The sequence below is a fragment of the Grimontia celer genome, assembly GCF_900055185.1.
GTDB lineage: Bacteria > Pseudomonadota > Gammaproteobacteria > Enterobacterales > Vibrionaceae > Enterovibrio > Enterovibrio celer.
In genome coordinates this window covers 1,824,986-1,839,782 of sequence record NZ_FIZX01000001.1, presented here as the reverse complement: position 1 = coordinate 1,839,782, position 14,797 = coordinate 1,824,986, and the positions used below count along the sequence as shown (strand labels likewise).

Annotated in this window: 14 protein-coding genes; 5 read left to right on the top strand and 9 right to left on the bottom strand. The window is 47.8% G+C overall.

Translation table 11 applies throughout. The features are described from left to right. Positions 1–2: 2 nt before the first annotated feature. Entirely contained in the window at positions 3–1,055 is a 1,053-nt protein-coding gene (locus tag GCE9029_RS08070) for a PTS fructose transporter subunit EIIC (RefSeq protein WP_046303262.1), read from the bottom strand. Between the two features lie 358 nt (positions 1,056–1,413). Between GCE9029_RS08070 and kdgK the strand changes: the two genes are divergently transcribed. After that, positions 1,414–2,328, top strand: a complete 915-nt coding sequence (gene kdgK / locus GCE9029_RS08065; protein ID WP_062662439.1) for a 2-dehydro-3-deoxygluconokinase — start codon at positions 1,414–1,416, stop codon at positions 2,326–2,328. Between the two features lie 9 nt (positions 2,329–2,337). Further along, a complete protein-coding gene (locus GCE9029_RS08060) occupies positions 2,338–2,961 on the top strand; it encodes a bifunctional 4-hydroxy-2-oxoglutarate aldolase/2-dehydro-3-deoxy-phosphogluconate aldolase (protein WP_062662438.1) in 624 nt (207 codons plus the stop codon). A 47-nt stretch (positions 2,962–3,008) separates the two neighbouring features. Here the strand turns inward: GCE9029_RS08060 and GCE9029_RS08055 are convergent, their stop codons facing one another. Next, positions 3,009–3,623: a cytochrome b/b6 domain-containing protein gene (locus GCE9029_RS08055; protein ID WP_062662435.1), complete on the bottom strand. Its 615-nt coding sequence runs from the start codon at positions 3,621–3,623 to the stop codon at positions 3,009–3,011. A gap of 150 nt (positions 3,624–3,773) precedes the next feature. On the opposite strand from GCE9029_RS08055, the gene GCE9029_RS08050 reads away from it, so the two are divergent. After that, a complete protein-coding gene (locus GCE9029_RS08050; protein ID WP_197475331.1) occupies positions 3,774–4,229 on the top strand; it encodes a c-type cytochrome in 456 nt (151 codons plus the stop codon). Positions 4,230–4,293: 64 nt separating this feature from the next. Here the strand turns inward: GCE9029_RS08050 and GCE9029_RS08045 are convergent, their stop codons facing one another. The 4 genes from GCE9029_RS08045 to GCE9029_RS08030 all read right to left on the bottom strand — a co-directional run bounded on the left by GCE9029_RS08045 (position 4,294) and on the right by GCE9029_RS08030 (position 8,872). After that, positions 4,294–5,454 carry a MalY/PatB family protein gene (locus tag GCE9029_RS08045; protein WP_062662433.1) on the bottom strand — a complete coding sequence of 387 codons (1,161 nt, stop codon included), beginning with the start codon at positions 5,452–5,454 and terminating at the stop codon, positions 4,294–4,296. Between the two features lie 122 nt (positions 5,455–5,576). Then, positions 5,577–6,560 (bottom strand): alpha-L-glutamate ligase-like protein, encoded by a 984-nt coding sequence (locus GCE9029_RS08040; RefSeq protein WP_062662431.1) that lies wholly within the window; start codon positions 6,558–6,560, stop codon positions 5,577–5,579. A gap of 3 nt (positions 6,561–6,563) precedes the next feature. Next, positions 6,564–8,069 (bottom strand): inactive transglutaminase family protein, encoded by a 1,506-nt coding sequence (locus GCE9029_RS08035; RefSeq protein ID WP_062662429.1) that lies wholly within the window; start codon positions 8,067–8,069, stop codon positions 6,564–6,566. A 41-nt stretch (positions 8,070–8,110) separates the two neighbouring features. Further along, on the bottom strand, positions 8,111–8,872 hold the full coding sequence (locus tag GCE9029_RS08030; RefSeq protein WP_062662427.1) for an ATP-dependent zinc protease family protein: 762 nt from the start codon (positions 8,870–8,872) through the stop codon (positions 8,111–8,113). 759 nt (positions 8,873–9,631) lie between these two features. Here GCE9029_RS08030 and kdgR point away from each other — a divergent pair. After that, positions 9,632–10,417, top strand: a complete 786-nt coding sequence (gene kdgR, locus GCE9029_RS08025) for a DNA-binding transcriptional regulator KdgR (RefSeq protein WP_062662425.1) — start codon at positions 9,632–9,634, stop codon at positions 10,415–10,417. Positions 10,418–10,523: 106 nt separating this feature from the next. On the opposite strand, the gene GCE9029_RS08020 is transcribed toward kdgR, so the two are convergent. From GCE9029_RS08020 to cmoA, 3 genes are all read right to left on the bottom strand, one after another. Then, entirely contained in the window at positions 10,524–11,507 is a 984-nt protein-coding gene (locus GCE9029_RS08020; RefSeq protein ID WP_062662423.1) for a porin, read from the bottom strand. Positions 11,508–11,854: 347 nt separating this feature from the next. Beyond that, positions 11,855–12,826 carry a tRNA 5-methoxyuridine(34)/uridine 5-oxyacetic acid(34) synthase CmoB gene (cmoB, locus tag GCE9029_RS08015; protein ID WP_062662420.1) on the bottom strand — a complete coding sequence of 324 codons (972 nt, stop codon included), beginning with the start codon at positions 12,824–12,826 and terminating at the stop codon, positions 11,855–11,857. A 70-nt stretch (positions 12,827–12,896) separates the two neighbouring features. Further along, positions 12,897–13,625 carry a carboxy-S-adenosyl-L-methionine synthase CmoA gene (gene cmoA, locus GCE9029_RS08010; protein WP_062662418.1) on the bottom strand — a complete coding sequence of 243 codons (729 nt, stop codon included), beginning with the start codon at positions 13,623–13,625 and terminating at the stop codon, positions 12,897–12,899. A 277-nt stretch (positions 13,626–13,902) separates the two neighbouring features. Here cmoA and GCE9029_RS08005 point away from each other — a divergent pair, with 277 nt between their 5' ends. After that, positions 13,903–14,688, top strand: coding sequence for a TetR/AcrR family transcriptional regulator (locus tag GCE9029_RS08005; protein ID WP_002538498.1), 786 nt, complete (start codon positions 13,903–13,905; stop codon positions 14,686–14,688). Positions 14,689–14,797: the final 109 nt, after the last annotated feature.

Here is a 14,797-nt window from a genome sequence, read left to right as displayed (position 1 = left end):
CGTTAATCGAAGGACAGTTCCAGTTCTTCGGTTTGTGCTTGTTTTTCTTCTTCGCGGTCTGCGACAGGTTTCTTCAGTGCGTTCACAATCAGTGCTGTGGTTGCTGCACCAGCGATAACTGCGACGACATACATCATTCGACCTTCGACAACCGGGAGAACAATCAGACCACCCCATGGTGCGTGGTTCAGAACACCCGCCATAAAGGCCACGATGTTACCGACCATACCGCCTGCCACGATGGCTGGAATAACGCGCGCTGGGTCGTTTGCTGCGAATGGGATAGCACCTTCAGTGATACCGATACAGCCCATGATTGCCGCCGCTTTACCCGCTTCTTGTTCTTCCGCAGAGTACTTCTTAGGCGCAAGGAAAGTTGCCAGTGCCATGCCCAGTGGTGGAACACAGATTGCTACACCTACGCCGCCCATCAGCCAAGGTTGTGTGCCCACCTGAGTTTGTGCGAACAGGGTGGCAACTTTGTTGATTGGGCCGCCCATATCGAATGCCGTCATACCGCCCAGTACCGCACCCAGAATCGCTTTAGAAGCGCCAGCCATGGATTGAAGACCTTCGTTCATGAATGCCATGAATGCTGCGATTGGTTGACCGATAACCCATACCACCAGTGCAGATACAATGAAGGTACCGCCGATAGGGATAATGAAGTAGGTAGACAGCGCTTTAAGCTTGTTGGAAAGAGGGATGCGCTTCAGTTGCAGAACGACGTAACCCGCGATGAAACCCACCACGATAGCGCCAAGGAAGCCGGCTTGAACCTGGTTAGCCAGGTAAGCACCAATCATACCCGGAGCCAGTGCAGGACGGTCAGCGATAGAGTAAGCAATGTAGCCACCCAGTACTGGAACGAACAGGGTGAAACCTGCGATACCCATGTCCCACAGACCTTCCAGGAATACACCTTCTGGCACTGCACCTTTACCGTTCAGCATGACTGACAGAGCCAGCAGAACACCACCTGCAACAACGAATGGAAGCATGTGGCTGGTGCCGGTGAGAAGGTGCCGTTTTAGTTCAGCAATATTCGTTTTCATGATTCAGACCTTTATTTCGAGTTATTAGATTTGTGTTTTGAGTTGGTCTGATTATGCGCCCGGTATTTTGCTTAATATATTGGACAAATAAGCCCTTTACTGGAGAAATGTTGCATCTTGATTCGACTGAGAAGGCAATCACATATCGCTATAGATCAGTGTCTTACGAGGCTGAAAATGAGAGAGCGATAGCAGATAGGAAGCATGAAATATGCTCCCTAGGAAGAAGGTAGAGGTAACGCTTTTTAAAACAATGTGGTCCATCACAGATGGGGGATGTGTGGCGGCGTTGCAATGTCATATGCAGAGGCTTTATGCGATAGTTGGCGTTCGATTTTCGCGGAGACTTCAGAACGTTATGACACTGCGCATCGCACTCATTGGTGAATGCATGGTAGAGCTCAGTCGCCAAGGCGATGCGCTTGTGCAAGGAATGGGTGGAGACACACTGAATACCGCGGTTTACCTGAGTCGGATGCTTCCAGATGCGGACATTGCCTATCTCACTGGCCTAGGCCTAGATCCTTTCAGTGAAGAGTTACTCGCGCGCTGGAATGCGGAAGGCATCAATACCCAATACGTTCATCGCAGCGCGACCAAACTTCCCGGCCTTTACAGCATTTCCACTGACCCAAATGGCGAGCGGCATTTTCATTATTGGCGCAATGATTCAGCAGCCAAATTCTGGCTGAATGAAACTGACACTGAGGCGCTGAAAGCCAGTCTGGCGGGCTTTTACCTCGTCTATTTAAGCGGAATCAGTCTGGCTATTTTACCGCGTGAAGCGCGACAGACATTGTTCTCTCTTCTTTCCGTTATTAAACCTCATTGCAGGGTGGTGTTCGACAATAACTTCCGGCCTGCGCTCTGGGATTCCTTTGAAGAAGCTCAGGCTGCCTATCGAGAAGTGTTAGCGCTTACTGACATTGCCATGCTGACATTTGATGATGAACAGGCGCTTTGGGGAGATGAAACGGTTGAAGCGTCATTGCTGCGTACTCAAAGCCTTGGTGTCAGCGAAGTGGTTTATAAGCATGGAGCTAAACCTTGCGAAGTGTTCACTCACCAGAAACGTACTGAAGTCTCAGCAGAGAAAGTGGTTCAGGTGGTCGATACGACGGCAGCGGGGGATTCTTTCAGTGCAGGATATCTCGCTAAACGATTAACTGGCGGTGGCGTGGAAGCGGCCGCTCAAGCTGGTCATAAGCTGGCTGGACAAGTGATTCAACATCATGGTGCAATCATTCCATTGAGCGCCATGCCGACGATTTAAGGTAGAACGATGACTGAGATTGAAAAGAAACTTGATGCCATCAAAGTGGTGCCAGTAATTGCTATCAGCGATGCATCAAAAGCAGCGAAGCTGGCAGAAGTGTTGATTGAAAACGGGTTGCCGTGCGCAGAAGTAACTTTCCGCACCGAGCAGGCGGCACAGGCCATACGCAACATGAGAGATGCCTTTCCTGACATGCTGATTGGTGCAGGTACCGTGCTCAATAAAGAACAAGTCGATGCTGCTATCGAAGCGGGTGTTGATTTTGTCGTGAGTCCGGGTTTCAACCCCACTACGGTGAAGTACTGTCAGGAAAAAGGTATGGCGATTGTACCGGGTGTGAACAATCCAAGTCTGGTTGAACAGGCGATGGAAATGGGTCTAAAAACCTTGAAATTCTTCCCTGCTGAAGCCTCTGGCGGTGTTGCCATGCTGAAAGCCATGTCAGCAGTGTATCCAGTGAAGTTTATGCCGACTGGCGGCGTTAGCCCCAAGAATGTGAAGGACTACTTAGCGGTATCTTCTGTGATTGCTTGTGGCGGAACCTGGATGGTGCCAAACAACCTGATTGATGAGGCTCGCTGGGATGAACTGGCCGTACTGGTTCGGGAAGTGGCTGGCATCATTGCTTAACAATTAAATTGAATAAAGAACAGCGCCTGCGGGGCGCTGTTTTTGTATCAACCAGAAACGAAGTAAGTGAGAAATCCACCTATCCCGAGCAGTATCGCTCCCGCCCGCTTGTTCGACCGGAAGAACAGGGAAGTGGGTTGCAATTGCGCTTGCCGTCCCGTAATCATCGCTTTCACCAATGATTTTCCTTTTGCGCTGTAAATGGCTATTGCTGCTAGGTGCACACCAACTAATCCCATCAACAAATACGCGCCATAAAGGTGTAGAGCAGCCAGAAGATCGATGTCATACAGCCAGCTTTCGTCGCTGATGTAATCGTCAAAATACCCAGCTTGGGCCATCCCGATAAAACACTGAAATACGAGCAATGACAGCATGAGAATAACCATCAGTCCGCCGGCAGGGTTATGGCCGACACCGTGATGCTTCTCTTTACCGAGGAGGTAGTTCACGGCTGAACGCGGTGATTTCACAAAATGCAGAAATCGGCTGGTCTTGCTACCAACTAGGCCCCATAGGATTCGCCAAACCAGCAAAGCAGCGAGCGCGAGGCCAATGGTCAGGTGCGGACCTTCTTGAAGAAATCCGGTCACACACATCGCCGTAAACAATACAGCTTGTAGCCAATGATAAATGCGGGTCGGTGCGTCCCATATCTTCATGATTTGTTCCTGATTTTCCCAGAAAATGTAGGCTTGGAGTTTAACGCGAAACGTTACAATTTTTCTGTCGAGTTTTAACGGAAATATCCATAAAATTGTTAGGTTTTATGATGTTATTCGTCGATTCAACAGCATTACAGGGATAAAGTCGTGAAAAGAATTGCAACAAGAAGTAAAGCAATCGGGTTGGTCAGTGCTCTGCTGATGGTGTCTGGTTCAGCGATGGCGCAGGATTTTTCTGAAGTGATTGATAATCGCCAGCAAAACTTCCTCTCTATTGCAGACACATTCAAAAGCTTGAAGAAAGCCGAAGATGGCAGTGACTCGGATTGGGAGACCATCCGTAATCTGGCAATCAAAAACGCCGACACAGTCGGTGCGCTGAAAGGGATGTTCCCTGAAGGCAGTAGCTTTGACAGCCGCAGTAAACCAGCAGTTTGGACTAAGTGGGATAAGTTTGAATCTGGTCTTGATGGCCTCCAAACCAGCTTTGTTTCCATGGCTGATGCGGCCGTCGCGCAAGATGATGATGCGCTGGAAGCGGCAATCAAAAGTGCCGACCGCTCCTGTAAAGCGTGTCACCGAGGTTTTCGTACCAAGCGTTAATCAGGTATAACGAACAGACAAAAACAGCGCCTTTTGGCGCTGTTTTTCTTTGGTCTAAAGCCGGTTAAGCCAACGAGCTGACGGCAGCTTTCATTCTACGCACTGCTTCTTCCAGCGTTTTACGGGTACACCCAAAATTCAGTCTGACGAACTTGCGGTTACCAAAATCCAGCCCAGGTGAAAGACCCACGCCAGCCTTTTCAAAGAATCGATGCGGATTGTCGACAGGCAAGTCACTGCAATCAATCCAAGCAAGGTAAGTGGCTTCGATGTGTTCCAGCTTCATGCTGGGCAGGGCGTTGATTTCCTGCATCAGGTAATCGCGGTGGCCTGCGAGATAGCAAAGTTGCTCTTGCAGCCAAGCTTCGCCATGTTGATAAGCTGCTTTGGCAGCGGTGAAAGCCAGCACGTTAACACCGGGTACGATTCCACGCTTAATCTTACTAAATCGCTGGCGAAGCTTTGCATTCGGAATAATGGCAATTGACGCACCAAGCCCAGCGATGTTGAATGTTTTGCTCGGTGCCATGAGTGTCACGCTGCGCTGTTCGGCACTTTCACTGATGCTTGCGAATGGAATATGTTGCTTTTCACCGTCCAGAATCAAGTCGCAATGGATCTCGTCTGAACATACAAACAAGTCATGTTTTTCCGCAAAAGCGAGCGTCGCTTCCAATTCCTCGCGGGTATAAACCGTCCCACCCGGGTTCAGCGGGTTACACATTTGCAGTAAACCGCCTTTACCAGAGAGTTGCTCTTCAGCTTCTTCCAAATCCGGCATCCAGCGTCCTTCTGCTAGCTTCACTGGGGCTTTCACTAAAGGGCGTTCAGCAAACTTGGCAGAAGAAATAAAAGGCGGGTAGATTGGGCTAGGACTAACAATGGTTTGGCCTTCATCCGTTAAAGCACGGGCGGCGATGTTAAGTCCGCATACTAAGCCCGGAAGATAGACTACCCACTCAGGCTGAATATCCCAGTTGTATTTGGTTTTCATGCGCTTGACGAAAATATCCGTCAGGGTTTCTGACGCATGGGTATAGCCGAAAACACCATGTGATACGCGCTCCTGCAGTGCTTCTATTACCGCTGGTGGGGATTGGAAATCACTGTCAGCAACCCACATTGGCAGGATGTCCTGACCTTTATATTTGTCCCATTTGTCGCTATGGCTTTTTGTGCGGTCGACTTCTTTATCAAAATCAAATTGGTGGGTTGATGCGTCCATTCTCAGTGTTCCTATAGGGTCAATCACCCTAGCTTACTGAAACTAGATGGGAATGGGAAAGGGGGAGTCGTTGTCTGAAACAAAAATCGGGCCGAAGCCCGAGTGACGTATCCTGTTTGAACTTAATGTCCTGGCGTATGGGTGCCGCAGAAATTCTTGGCAGCATAAGCCACACGCTCTTCCGGTGTCGTGAGGTGAGCAGTTTCTCCCATTGCCTCGATATGACGAAGTCTTGGTAGCAGTCCACAACCGTTAGCAATTTGAATCGCCAGACCAGGACGGGCGTTGAGTTCCAGCACCATTGGGCCTTTTTCTTTGTCGAGCACCATATCTGTGCCGAGATAGCCAAGGCCTGTCATCTCCCATGCGCTTGCAGCGAGAGTTAGCAGTAGCTCCCAGTGCGGAACATGGAGCTCACTAAGCAGACGGCCTGTGTCAGGGTGATGCTCAATAGGGCGGTTAAACTGCACAGCACGCAACGCTTTACCCGTGGCGATATCAATACCGACACCCACCGCACCTTGGTGAAGGTTCGCTTTACCATCGGAAGCGGCAGTAGAAAGACGCATCATCGCCATCACAGGGTAACCTTTAAACACGATAACGCGGATATCTGGTACACCTTCATAGCTGAAGCCATCAAACACGTCATCGAACTGGATAAGGTTTTCTACGACAGCGACATCGTTCTTACCACCCAGCGAGAATAAACCCGCCAAAGTGTTGGTGATGTGGCGTTCCACTTCTTCTTTGCTGACCTCAGAGCCAGATGGTTTTTTGTAGACGCCATCTTTGTTTGAGGTCACCACCAGAATACCTTTACCACCCGAGCCCTGAGCAGGCTTTATGACAAAGCCCGGCCAGTCTTTTACCATCTCATGAATGGTTGGCACGTCGTGCTGCTCACTGATGACGCCAATCAGTTCTGGAACCGTGGCTCCCGCACGCTGAGCAATTTGCTTGGTTTTAAGCTTGTTATCCACCAGAGGGAAAAGACTACGCTTGTTGTATCGGCCGATATAGCTGATATTCCGGCGGTTCATTCCCATGATGCCTGCACTGTGCAGCTTAAAAGGCGATGTGTATTTCTTTAGGAAATCCAGCATGCCTTAATCCTTTACCAGTGGCTTGAATCGCTTCAATTCGCTCAGGCGGTAGCCAGTGTAGTTACCCAGCATCAGGATAAGCGCAAGAATAACCAACTGAATGCCAACGAAGTTAAAGGTAAGATGGCGCACGAAGTCATTGGTCATCGCAAGGTAAACCAACACTGCGGTCAACAGTGAGCCACCACCTTGAATAAGCACTTGCTTCGCGCCTTCCTCTTCCCAAAGAATCGACATACGCTCGATGGTCCAGGAAAGGATAATCATTGGGAAGAAAGTGATCGTCAGACCTTCAACCAATCCAATCTTGAACGCGACGACCGTAAAGACAGAGATAATCATGATTACCGTGATAATCACGGCAGATATCCTCGCCACAAGCAGCAAGTTAAGCCGCGAAAGGTAACTTCGGATAATTAGACCTGTACCGACAATTAGCAGGAAACCAACCAACCCCGGAACCAATTGCGTCTGAACAAAAGCAACAGCGATCAGCACTGGCATGAAGGTACCGGAGGTTTTGAGGCCGACCAGTACACGCAACAGCACCACAATCAGCGCACCAATTGGGATCAGCATGATGGTTTTGAACATTGCCTGTTCTTCGATTGGCAGGCTGTGGATAGAGAAATTCAGTAAGCTTTCTGCTTGGATCTTTTCATCAGTCGCCTGTTGAGGGCTTATGTCCTGGGCGATGATGGAGAAGCTGACCTGACTGTTGGTGCCACCCATCACTTCTAGTAACGGTGTACCTTTTTCATTCCAAATCAGAAGATTTTCAAAGGTATCTTGCACGCCGGTATCAAGGTTAAACAGTTGCCATTCTTCGTTATCCCACACTTCGACCATTGGAATGATGTTTTGGCGGCGGCGTCCGTCTTCCAGTTGCAACGCCCCGACAACGCGAGCATGGATGCCTTCTAAGGAAAGTATCGCGACAATGGCCTGAGCTTTACTCATCTCTTTGGTAAGAAGGGCAGCATTCTGGCTTTCTTTGTCGTTGAATTGTTTGATGAGCTCACGTGCCAACGTCACATTGTCCGCGGAGCGTTGTCTTGCTTGTTCGAGAAGAGCATCTGCCGCCGTTTTTATAGGGCCATCAAGCACTGCAGGTGTGACATTGCCGAGAGGCGGCTCGATAGGATAGTTGGCGTTTTCATCAACCAGCATTTGGTTTTTGAAATAGAGGATTTGTTGGCCGTTTTCTTCGCGCTTACTCCACTCTGCTCGGCGGCCATCTTCGGTGTTGATCAATGCAAATCCGTAGCCTGGAGAGCTGGTATTTTCATTGATGAGTGTAAAGCCTTCCTGAGTATCCGGTGTAGCCAGTGACACTTTGACTGGCTCGCCTTTGGCTTGGAATTCAACGCGGGCTTCCACTTCCCACACTTGGTGTTTTTGTCCCGCTGTCCACGGCACACCGTAGACGTTATGGCGGTAGATACTCATGCTCATGCCGACAATGATCAGCAGGCTAATGAGTAAATAAAAAGGAACGCGTGAAGTCATTCTTTCCTCGTTATTGGCACTGTGGTTGGTAGTTCAGTGCGCTATTTCTTTTCGGCAACAAACTTTGGATGGATGTAAGACTGAGAGACGTCAACAACGGCAATGTCTTTAAAGAATTCACGACCCAGAAGAACCGGGAATTCCATGTGTGAACGGTCAGCCAGTGTAAACTGCGTTTTTTCATGCAATTCACCTAATCTAACGCGCAGTTCTACAACCGGACGACGCTCAAGACCTTCAGTGGAAGCTTGACGGATCTTCACCCAGCGGGTCACCGGTGCTTCAATAGTCGCTAACGGCTCAGATTCATCCTCGCCATTCTGGGTATGGGCAAGGTTAAAGCGTACCCAAGTTTTTCCGTCGCGTTCGAATTCCTGAATATCAGTAGCGTTCAATGAAGAAGTGGTAGCACCGGTATCTACGCGGGCTTTGTAGTTGGAGCCTGCAGCATCAATCCATACCCACTCTTGCTCACCAAGCACAGCTTTATCTGATTTTTGCGGCACAGGTACTTCTTTTTCGACGTAGACCACCTGTGGCTCTGATCGGTTCGCTGCTTCGCGGGCCTGATTCTGACGCATGATTTTGAGTGTGTCAGACATATCAGCAACCTGTTGTTCAAGGGTTGCGATTTGTTCTTGCTGTGTTTGAACACTTTGGTTTAGCGACGAGTAGTCACTCTGAATGTTGGTCTCTATGTTACTGATTGCATTCAGGGTTTGCTGGTGCTGTTCCTGAGATGTAATGCTGCAGCCAGAGAGGACAGCAGAGAAAAGAATCAGCAATCCGCTGCGAGTTAGCATGTGGAGCTCCGTGCTGGGTGGTTAAAGCGTTGAAAATAGGAGTGTAGTTTATCCCGAAAAAAACGAAGCGAGAAGGGTGATTTGTCATATCTGAGTCAGGATTGTCGCTTATCTGAACATTCTGTTTCGTGGCAAGTTTTCTGATCTTTGAGTATGGGAATTCAGTCACAAAAAATGGAATGGAGGGATTTTAAGGTCGGTGCGCTCGAAGTTGGCACACATAATTCTTAGGGTTTTTGGGGCTGTTCTTTGCTGAGGCAAATAACATCTTCTTTATGCGAGCCCGATAAGGCTGCTTTCCAAAGAGTGTAAAATTGAATGACAAAGGCAATTTAATACAAATCACTAATCACTGTTGGTGTAACTTTCTTATCCATTCATTGTGGCGATGAATTTATATTTAAACATTCAGGCTGAAATTCTGTTTTGAATAAACCTTTTTGCTTCTAATTTCGTAATCTTTCACATAGGCATGACAAACTAAAAAATCGATAGCTGTTTCTGATGTCGGAACAAAAAACGTGCAGCGACGCGAGTTACGGCGGGCCAATAAAAATGAAGGTCATGTCGAAAAGAGTGAACTCAGATGGAAATTGAAGGTTTTTACAATGGAACGCTGTTTCAACTTCTTTATCATAGCGACTTACAATGCATAGACATTCGCTTGCTGCGTTTGAGTCATTAACGAAAATAGCTCAAACCTTGTCGGATACAATGAACGTACTTTCCCATTAATGAGAAGTAAAAGGAAACTGTGTTATGTCGGCGATCAACCAGCCTGAGTCAGTCTCTTCGGTACTCAAGACCTTTGCGATTTTGCAGGCATTGAGTACGCAAAAAGACATTGGCGTGAGTGAACTGGCGCAACGGCTGATGATGTCCAAGAGTACCGTTTACCGTTTTCTTCAGACCATGAAGACACTCGGCATTGTTGCCCAAGAAGGGGACTCAGAACATTACTCGCTGACCTTAAAGCTCTTCGAAATGGGTGCTTCTGCCCTCGAGTATCTGGATTTGGTAGCAATCGCCGATATTGAGATGAATAAGGTGTTTTCACTGTCAGGGGAGGCTGTGCATCTCGGCGTGCCTGACGGCTCCAGCTTTGTGTTTGCCCACAAACTCGATGCAGCGTATAGCCTCGGTGTTCAGGCTCGTGTCGGTAGCCGGCAAGCTTTACACAGCACGGCGATAGGTAATGTGCTTCTGGCTCAAAAATCTGAGGCGGAATTGCGAGAGGTCTGGAACGTATCAGAAGTCGGGGATAATACTGACTACGCAACATTGTTAATTAAGCTCGAAGCTGCCCGTAAGAAAGGGTATGCGCTTGACAGGGAAGAAAGTGAGGCAGGGGTTATCTCTGTCGCAGTGCCCGTTTACGACAGGTTCCAAAAAGTGATAGCAGCCATTGCTGTTGCTATGCCAAGCATCCGTTATTCAGAGGAAACCTGTGGTCGATATGTTGAGGCTTTGCATCAAGCAGCCGCAGCCATCTCATCAAAACTGGGTTGTAAGGATTATCCTCATCAACAAAGCGCTGCTGCCTGACGACCAAAAAAAGGAGCTATCACCATGGTGATAGCTCAAAGGAGTCGTAAAAATAAAAAAGAAATTAGCAGTGCATTGTGGGGCCGGCCTGCCCCACGGTTATCCGTTAGAACGTGAGTTTCACGCCCAAACGAATGACGTCACCCTCTTTACGGTCTGTGCCATCCTTACCTTCACCAACCTGATAGTTCGCCCAAGTTGTGAAGTTATCGCTTACCTTGTACGTTAGGCCTGTCGCGTAAGTGTCGATATCGAACGCTTTATCTACCGCATTGCCTTTTGCATGCTGGTAAGTGGCAAAAAGCGCCAAATCATCGAGGGTATAAATTGAAGTCAGCGCGTAAGTTTCGCCGCTGTTTGGTGTGTTCAGGTCGATAGCATCAACATCAGCGTTAACAGTCAAAGAGCCCGCATTTTGGAAGTCAACGTAGGCAGCACCTACCTTCAGAGATCCAAATGTCACGTCTGCTCCTACACCATAGGATTGTGCATCGTCACCGTCCGAACCATAAACTGCTGCAACTGAGAAGTTGCTTCCTCCGTAGTTAACGGATGCTGCGTAGTTTGAAGGATCTTTCTCGCCATTGTCGTTTACCTGGCTTTCTTTTGCTTCATAGTTCGCAGAGAAATCGAAGTCACCGACGGACTTGGTGTAACGAACACCATTTTGACCTACACCACCTTGGCTAACTGCGTAGATATTGGTGATTTCCAAGCCGTTTGCTTTTTCCAGTGCACCGAAAGAGCTGCCGGTATCACCCAGAGAAAGCACGCCATACTTGGTATGTGAACCCGATAGCTTAAAACCTTCCAGACCGTCACTGCCGTTGATATAAGCAGAACCTGTCAGTTTAACGTCGTCATTCAATTGGTAAGCCGCACTAAAAGCAACTTCACCACTTGATGTAACGTGGAATTCTTTTTTCTGAGTAGACTCGCCATTTTTCTTAGCATTTGATGAAGTGCTGTTAGCTTTTACATGCCCCGAAACAGATAGAGTCAAAGTGTCGTTTGTATATACATCCGCAGCCACTACTGCGTTTGAAGCCAAAATTGCCGGGATAATCAGGCCAAGAGTTTTTAGTTTCATTATTCGTTCCTTTTGCGTACGTATCTCACTGGACACATCCAATACTTGCTGCTTGTGTCTCGAATTAAATATTCATGAAACGAATAAGAGATAAAATTGAAATAATGTTTCAAAAAATTATGAACAATGACTTAGCGAAACTTATGGGATATATTCTTGTGGTGACTCGAGAATAAATAATGAAACAATTAACTTTTCATTCAATAAAGAGATCTGGATCGACTCAAAATTTGGCTGCGGATCAATATAAAATGGTAGGAAAATTTCGGTAAATTTAACAATATGAAGCGAAAATACGACAAAAGGCAGCCACTAGGCTGCCTTTGGGTATATTAGAAAGGATATTTTTAGTCTGGGTTACGCGCCACCAAAATGGCTCGTTTAGGAGCCGGATATCCTTCAACCGTTTTCGATGGATCGTTTGGATCGAGATAATCTGGTAACGAGTTATGCGTCATCCAATCTGTTGTGCGCTGCTCGTCTATTGTCGTTACACATTCATCAACAATACGCACGTCCACAAACCCGACTTTCTCCAGCCACACTTTCAGTGCTTTCGCGGAAGGGAAGAAGTAGACATTGTGCATTTGTGCGTAACGACTAAATGGCACCAGCACGGCGTTTTCATCGCCATCAATCACCAAGGTTTCTAATACGAGCTCACCATTTTTCACCAATTGGTTTTTCAATTGGATTAAGTGATCAAGTGGTGAACGACGGTGATACAGCACGCCCATGCTGAATACAGTGTCGAATGCTTTCAACTCTGGCAGTTTTTCGATACCCAGCGGAAGCAGGTGAGCACGTTGGTCGTTGCCCATCATTCGGCGAATCGCTTCGAACTGAACGAGGAACAGCTCAGAAGGGTCGATACCTACTGTTAGCTCTGCACCTTCACCCAGCATGCGCCACATGTGGTAGCCGTTGCCACAGCCTACATCCAACACATAGCGGCCTTTCAGTGGAGAGATATGTGGTAGCACACGATCCCATTTCCAGTCCGAGCGCCACTCAGTATCTATATTGATGCCATGAACATTGTAAGGACCTTTGCGCCACGGGTGGAATGCGCGCAGCAGGTTTTCAATCTTCGCGCGCTGGCCAGCCGGCAGTTCGTCTTCTGTACCAATGGTCACGCTGTCTTTCAGGTCAATCGTAGAAGGCGCATCCATCGGGATCTTCTTTAGCACGCGCATCCATTTTGGCAGATCACCATGTGGCTGGTTTTGCCACTCCGTCAATTGCGCTGGCAATACATTCAGCCAGTTCTGCAGACGGTTTTTAGCAATCAATTGGTAGAAGTCAGAAAAATCGAACATAGGTATCGTCTTTTGGTTTTTCGTGTTGCGCCAGCTTACCTAACGCGATGAATTTGTTTAGCTCTAGTAGTTACTTGATGGCAAACATGGAACCAAAGTTAAAGCACTGGAACCATACTGCTACGCTACTGAAACCGATATCACTCAGGCGTTGCTTGTGGGTATCAATGCTGTCTGGCTTCATCACATTTTCCAGTGCACTACGTTTTTGGCTTATTTCCAGCTCGCTATAACCGTTGGCACGTTTGAAATCGTGGTGTAGGTCAATAAGAAGCTCGTTCGCAGTTTCATCGGCGAAATTGTATTTCTCAGAGAGAATAAGAATGCCACCTGGCTTGAGGCCAGCGAAGATCTTCTCGAGAAGCGCCTGACGATCGTCTGGGGTCAAAAACTGCAAGGTAAAGTTCAGCACGACCACAGAAGCATTTTGGATATCGACATTGCGGATATCGTCTTCGAGGATTTGTACATCAGTATCTGAGCGGTAAGCATTGACGTGAAGTTTGCAGCGTTCAACCATTGCAGGAGAGTTATCAACGCCAATAATGGTGCAGTTTTGCGCTTTAATATGGCGACGCATAGACAGAGTTGCTGCGCCCAGCGAGCAACCTAAATCGTAAACACGACTACCATCAGTGGCGAAACGCTCAGCGAGCATACCAATCGCAGATATGATGTTGCTATAGCCCGGCACCGAGCGTTGAATCATATCCGGGAAAACTTCGGCGACGTTTTCGTCGAACGTAAAGTCACCCAGTTTTTCAATTGGCGCAGCAAAAATATTGTCGCGATTTGCCATCTGAACCTGCCTAAAAAGAACCATTTACCGTCAATCTCTTCATTCCTGAGATTCGGCATTACTACACTCGTTGATGCCAGTTTCCATCCAGCATCCAAAGGGCGCGTATTGTAGAGAATTTTGCTTCGCTTGTCTCTATCCTGCTTGTGTTGAGCTCAATGTATGAATTGTCGGGTCATTGAATTTCGTCAAGTTGTCAGCTTTTAAATACAGCGACCGTTTTCCGTTTTGTCATGTTCCATGCTATAAGTGAGCTGATCTTGTTCAGGAAGTGATTATGTTAGAGCAAACCATCGAAAACAGAATGTCAGCGATTTACAACGTCGATACTTCGTCTTTGAGCCGCAAGCAGCTTGCCATGCGTGACAGAGAGAAAGAGCTGTTGGAAATCGCGCGTGATGTTGTGATGCGTGAAGGCTTTGCTCAACTGACTATGGATAAAGTGGCTGCAGCTAGCTCGTACTCCAAGGGAACAATTTATAATCACTTTAACAGTAAAGAAGACCTGATTGCGGCCCTGGCGATTGAAGCGCTAAGTCGTGAGCTACCAATGTTTAAACGTTCTTTGGCATTTGATGGCTCCAGTCGCGAGAAATGTATCGCCATGCATGCAGGTTACTTCGTTTTCTCCCAACTCGAACCCATTCTTTCCATGTGTGCCATGGTCAGCCGCACGCCTGCTGTGACAGAAAAAAGTGCGCCTGAGCGCCTGGAAAAACTCAATGAGCTGGAAGAAATAGCGGTATCTATTGGTGATGCGTTCATCCAAAACGGTATTAATTCGGGTGAGCTGGTGTTGAATCCTGGTGTGACATCAGACAACGTTGTGTTTGCTAACTGGGCGATGGGGTTTGGTACCAACGCCTTGGTTCATAACGCGGAACACAGCACTTGTGTGTCACGCCAACTGAATCACAATATTGTCCTTCAAAACATTAACTTCCTGCTGGATGGTCTTGGTTGGAAGCCGTTGTCGACTGAGTTCGACTATGAGCAAACCTGGGCCCGTGCAAGGAAAGAACTCTTCTCTGAGGAACTTGCTCTTCTCGGGCAAAAAGCCTAACTCTGACGAATCGTCAAAAAACACTTTCAATGTGATACTGGTTGATCTATATTGACGAAACGTCATATATGACGGATCGTCAACTTCCCATTGTGTGGAACGTTGTCAT

Excerpts from the sequence above, each read along its gene's own strand:
- GCE9029_RS08035 (WP_062662429.1), bottom strand. The coding sequence starts at position 8,069 with ATGACTTCACGCGTTCCTTTTTATTTACTCATTAGCCTGCTGATCATT.
- GCE9029_RS08055 (WP_062662435.1), bottom strand. The coding sequence starts at position 3,623 with ATGAAGATATGGGACGCACCGACCCGCATTTATCATTGGCTACAAGCT.
- GCE9029_RS08040 (WP_062662431.1), bottom strand. The coding sequence starts at position 6,560 with ATGCTGGATTTCCTAAAGAAATACACATCGCCTTTTAAGCTGCACAGT.
- kdgR (WP_062662425.1), top strand. The coding sequence starts at position 9,632 with ATGTCGGCGATCAACCAGCCTGAGTCAGTCTCTTCGGTACTCAAGACC.
- GCE9029_RS08070 (WP_046303262.1), bottom strand. The coding sequence starts at position 1,055 with ATGAAAACGAATATTGCTGAACTAAAACGGCACCTTCTCACCGGCACC.
- GCE9029_RS08005 (WP_002538498.1), top strand. The coding sequence starts at position 13,903 with ATGTTAGAGCAAACCATCGAAAACAGAATGTCAGCGATTTACAACGTC.
- kdgK (WP_062662439.1), top strand. The coding sequence starts at position 1,414 with ATGACACTGCGCATCGCACTCATTGGTGAATGCATGGTAGAGCTCAGT.
- cmoB (WP_062662420.1), bottom strand. The coding sequence starts at position 12,826 with ATGTTCGATTTTTCTGACTTCTACCAATTGATTGCTAAAAACCGTCTG.
- cmoA (WP_062662418.1), bottom strand. The coding sequence starts at position 13,625 with ATGGCAAATCGCGACAATATTTTTGCTGCGCCAATTGAAAAACTGGGT.
- GCE9029_RS08060 (WP_062662438.1), top strand. The coding sequence starts at position 2,338 with ATGACTGAGATTGAAAAGAAACTTGATGCCATCAAAGTGGTGCCAGTA.
- GCE9029_RS08030 (WP_062662427.1), bottom strand. The coding sequence starts at position 8,872 with ATGCTAACTCGCAGCGGATTGCTGATTCTTTTCTCTGCTGTCCTCTCT.
- GCE9029_RS08020 (WP_062662423.1), bottom strand. The coding sequence starts at position 11,507 with ATGAAACTAAAAACTCTTGGCCTGATTATCCCGGCAATTTTGGCTTCA.
- GCE9029_RS08045 (WP_062662433.1), bottom strand. The coding sequence starts at position 5,454 with ATGGACGCATCAACCCACCAATTTGATTTTGATAAAGAAGTCGACCGC.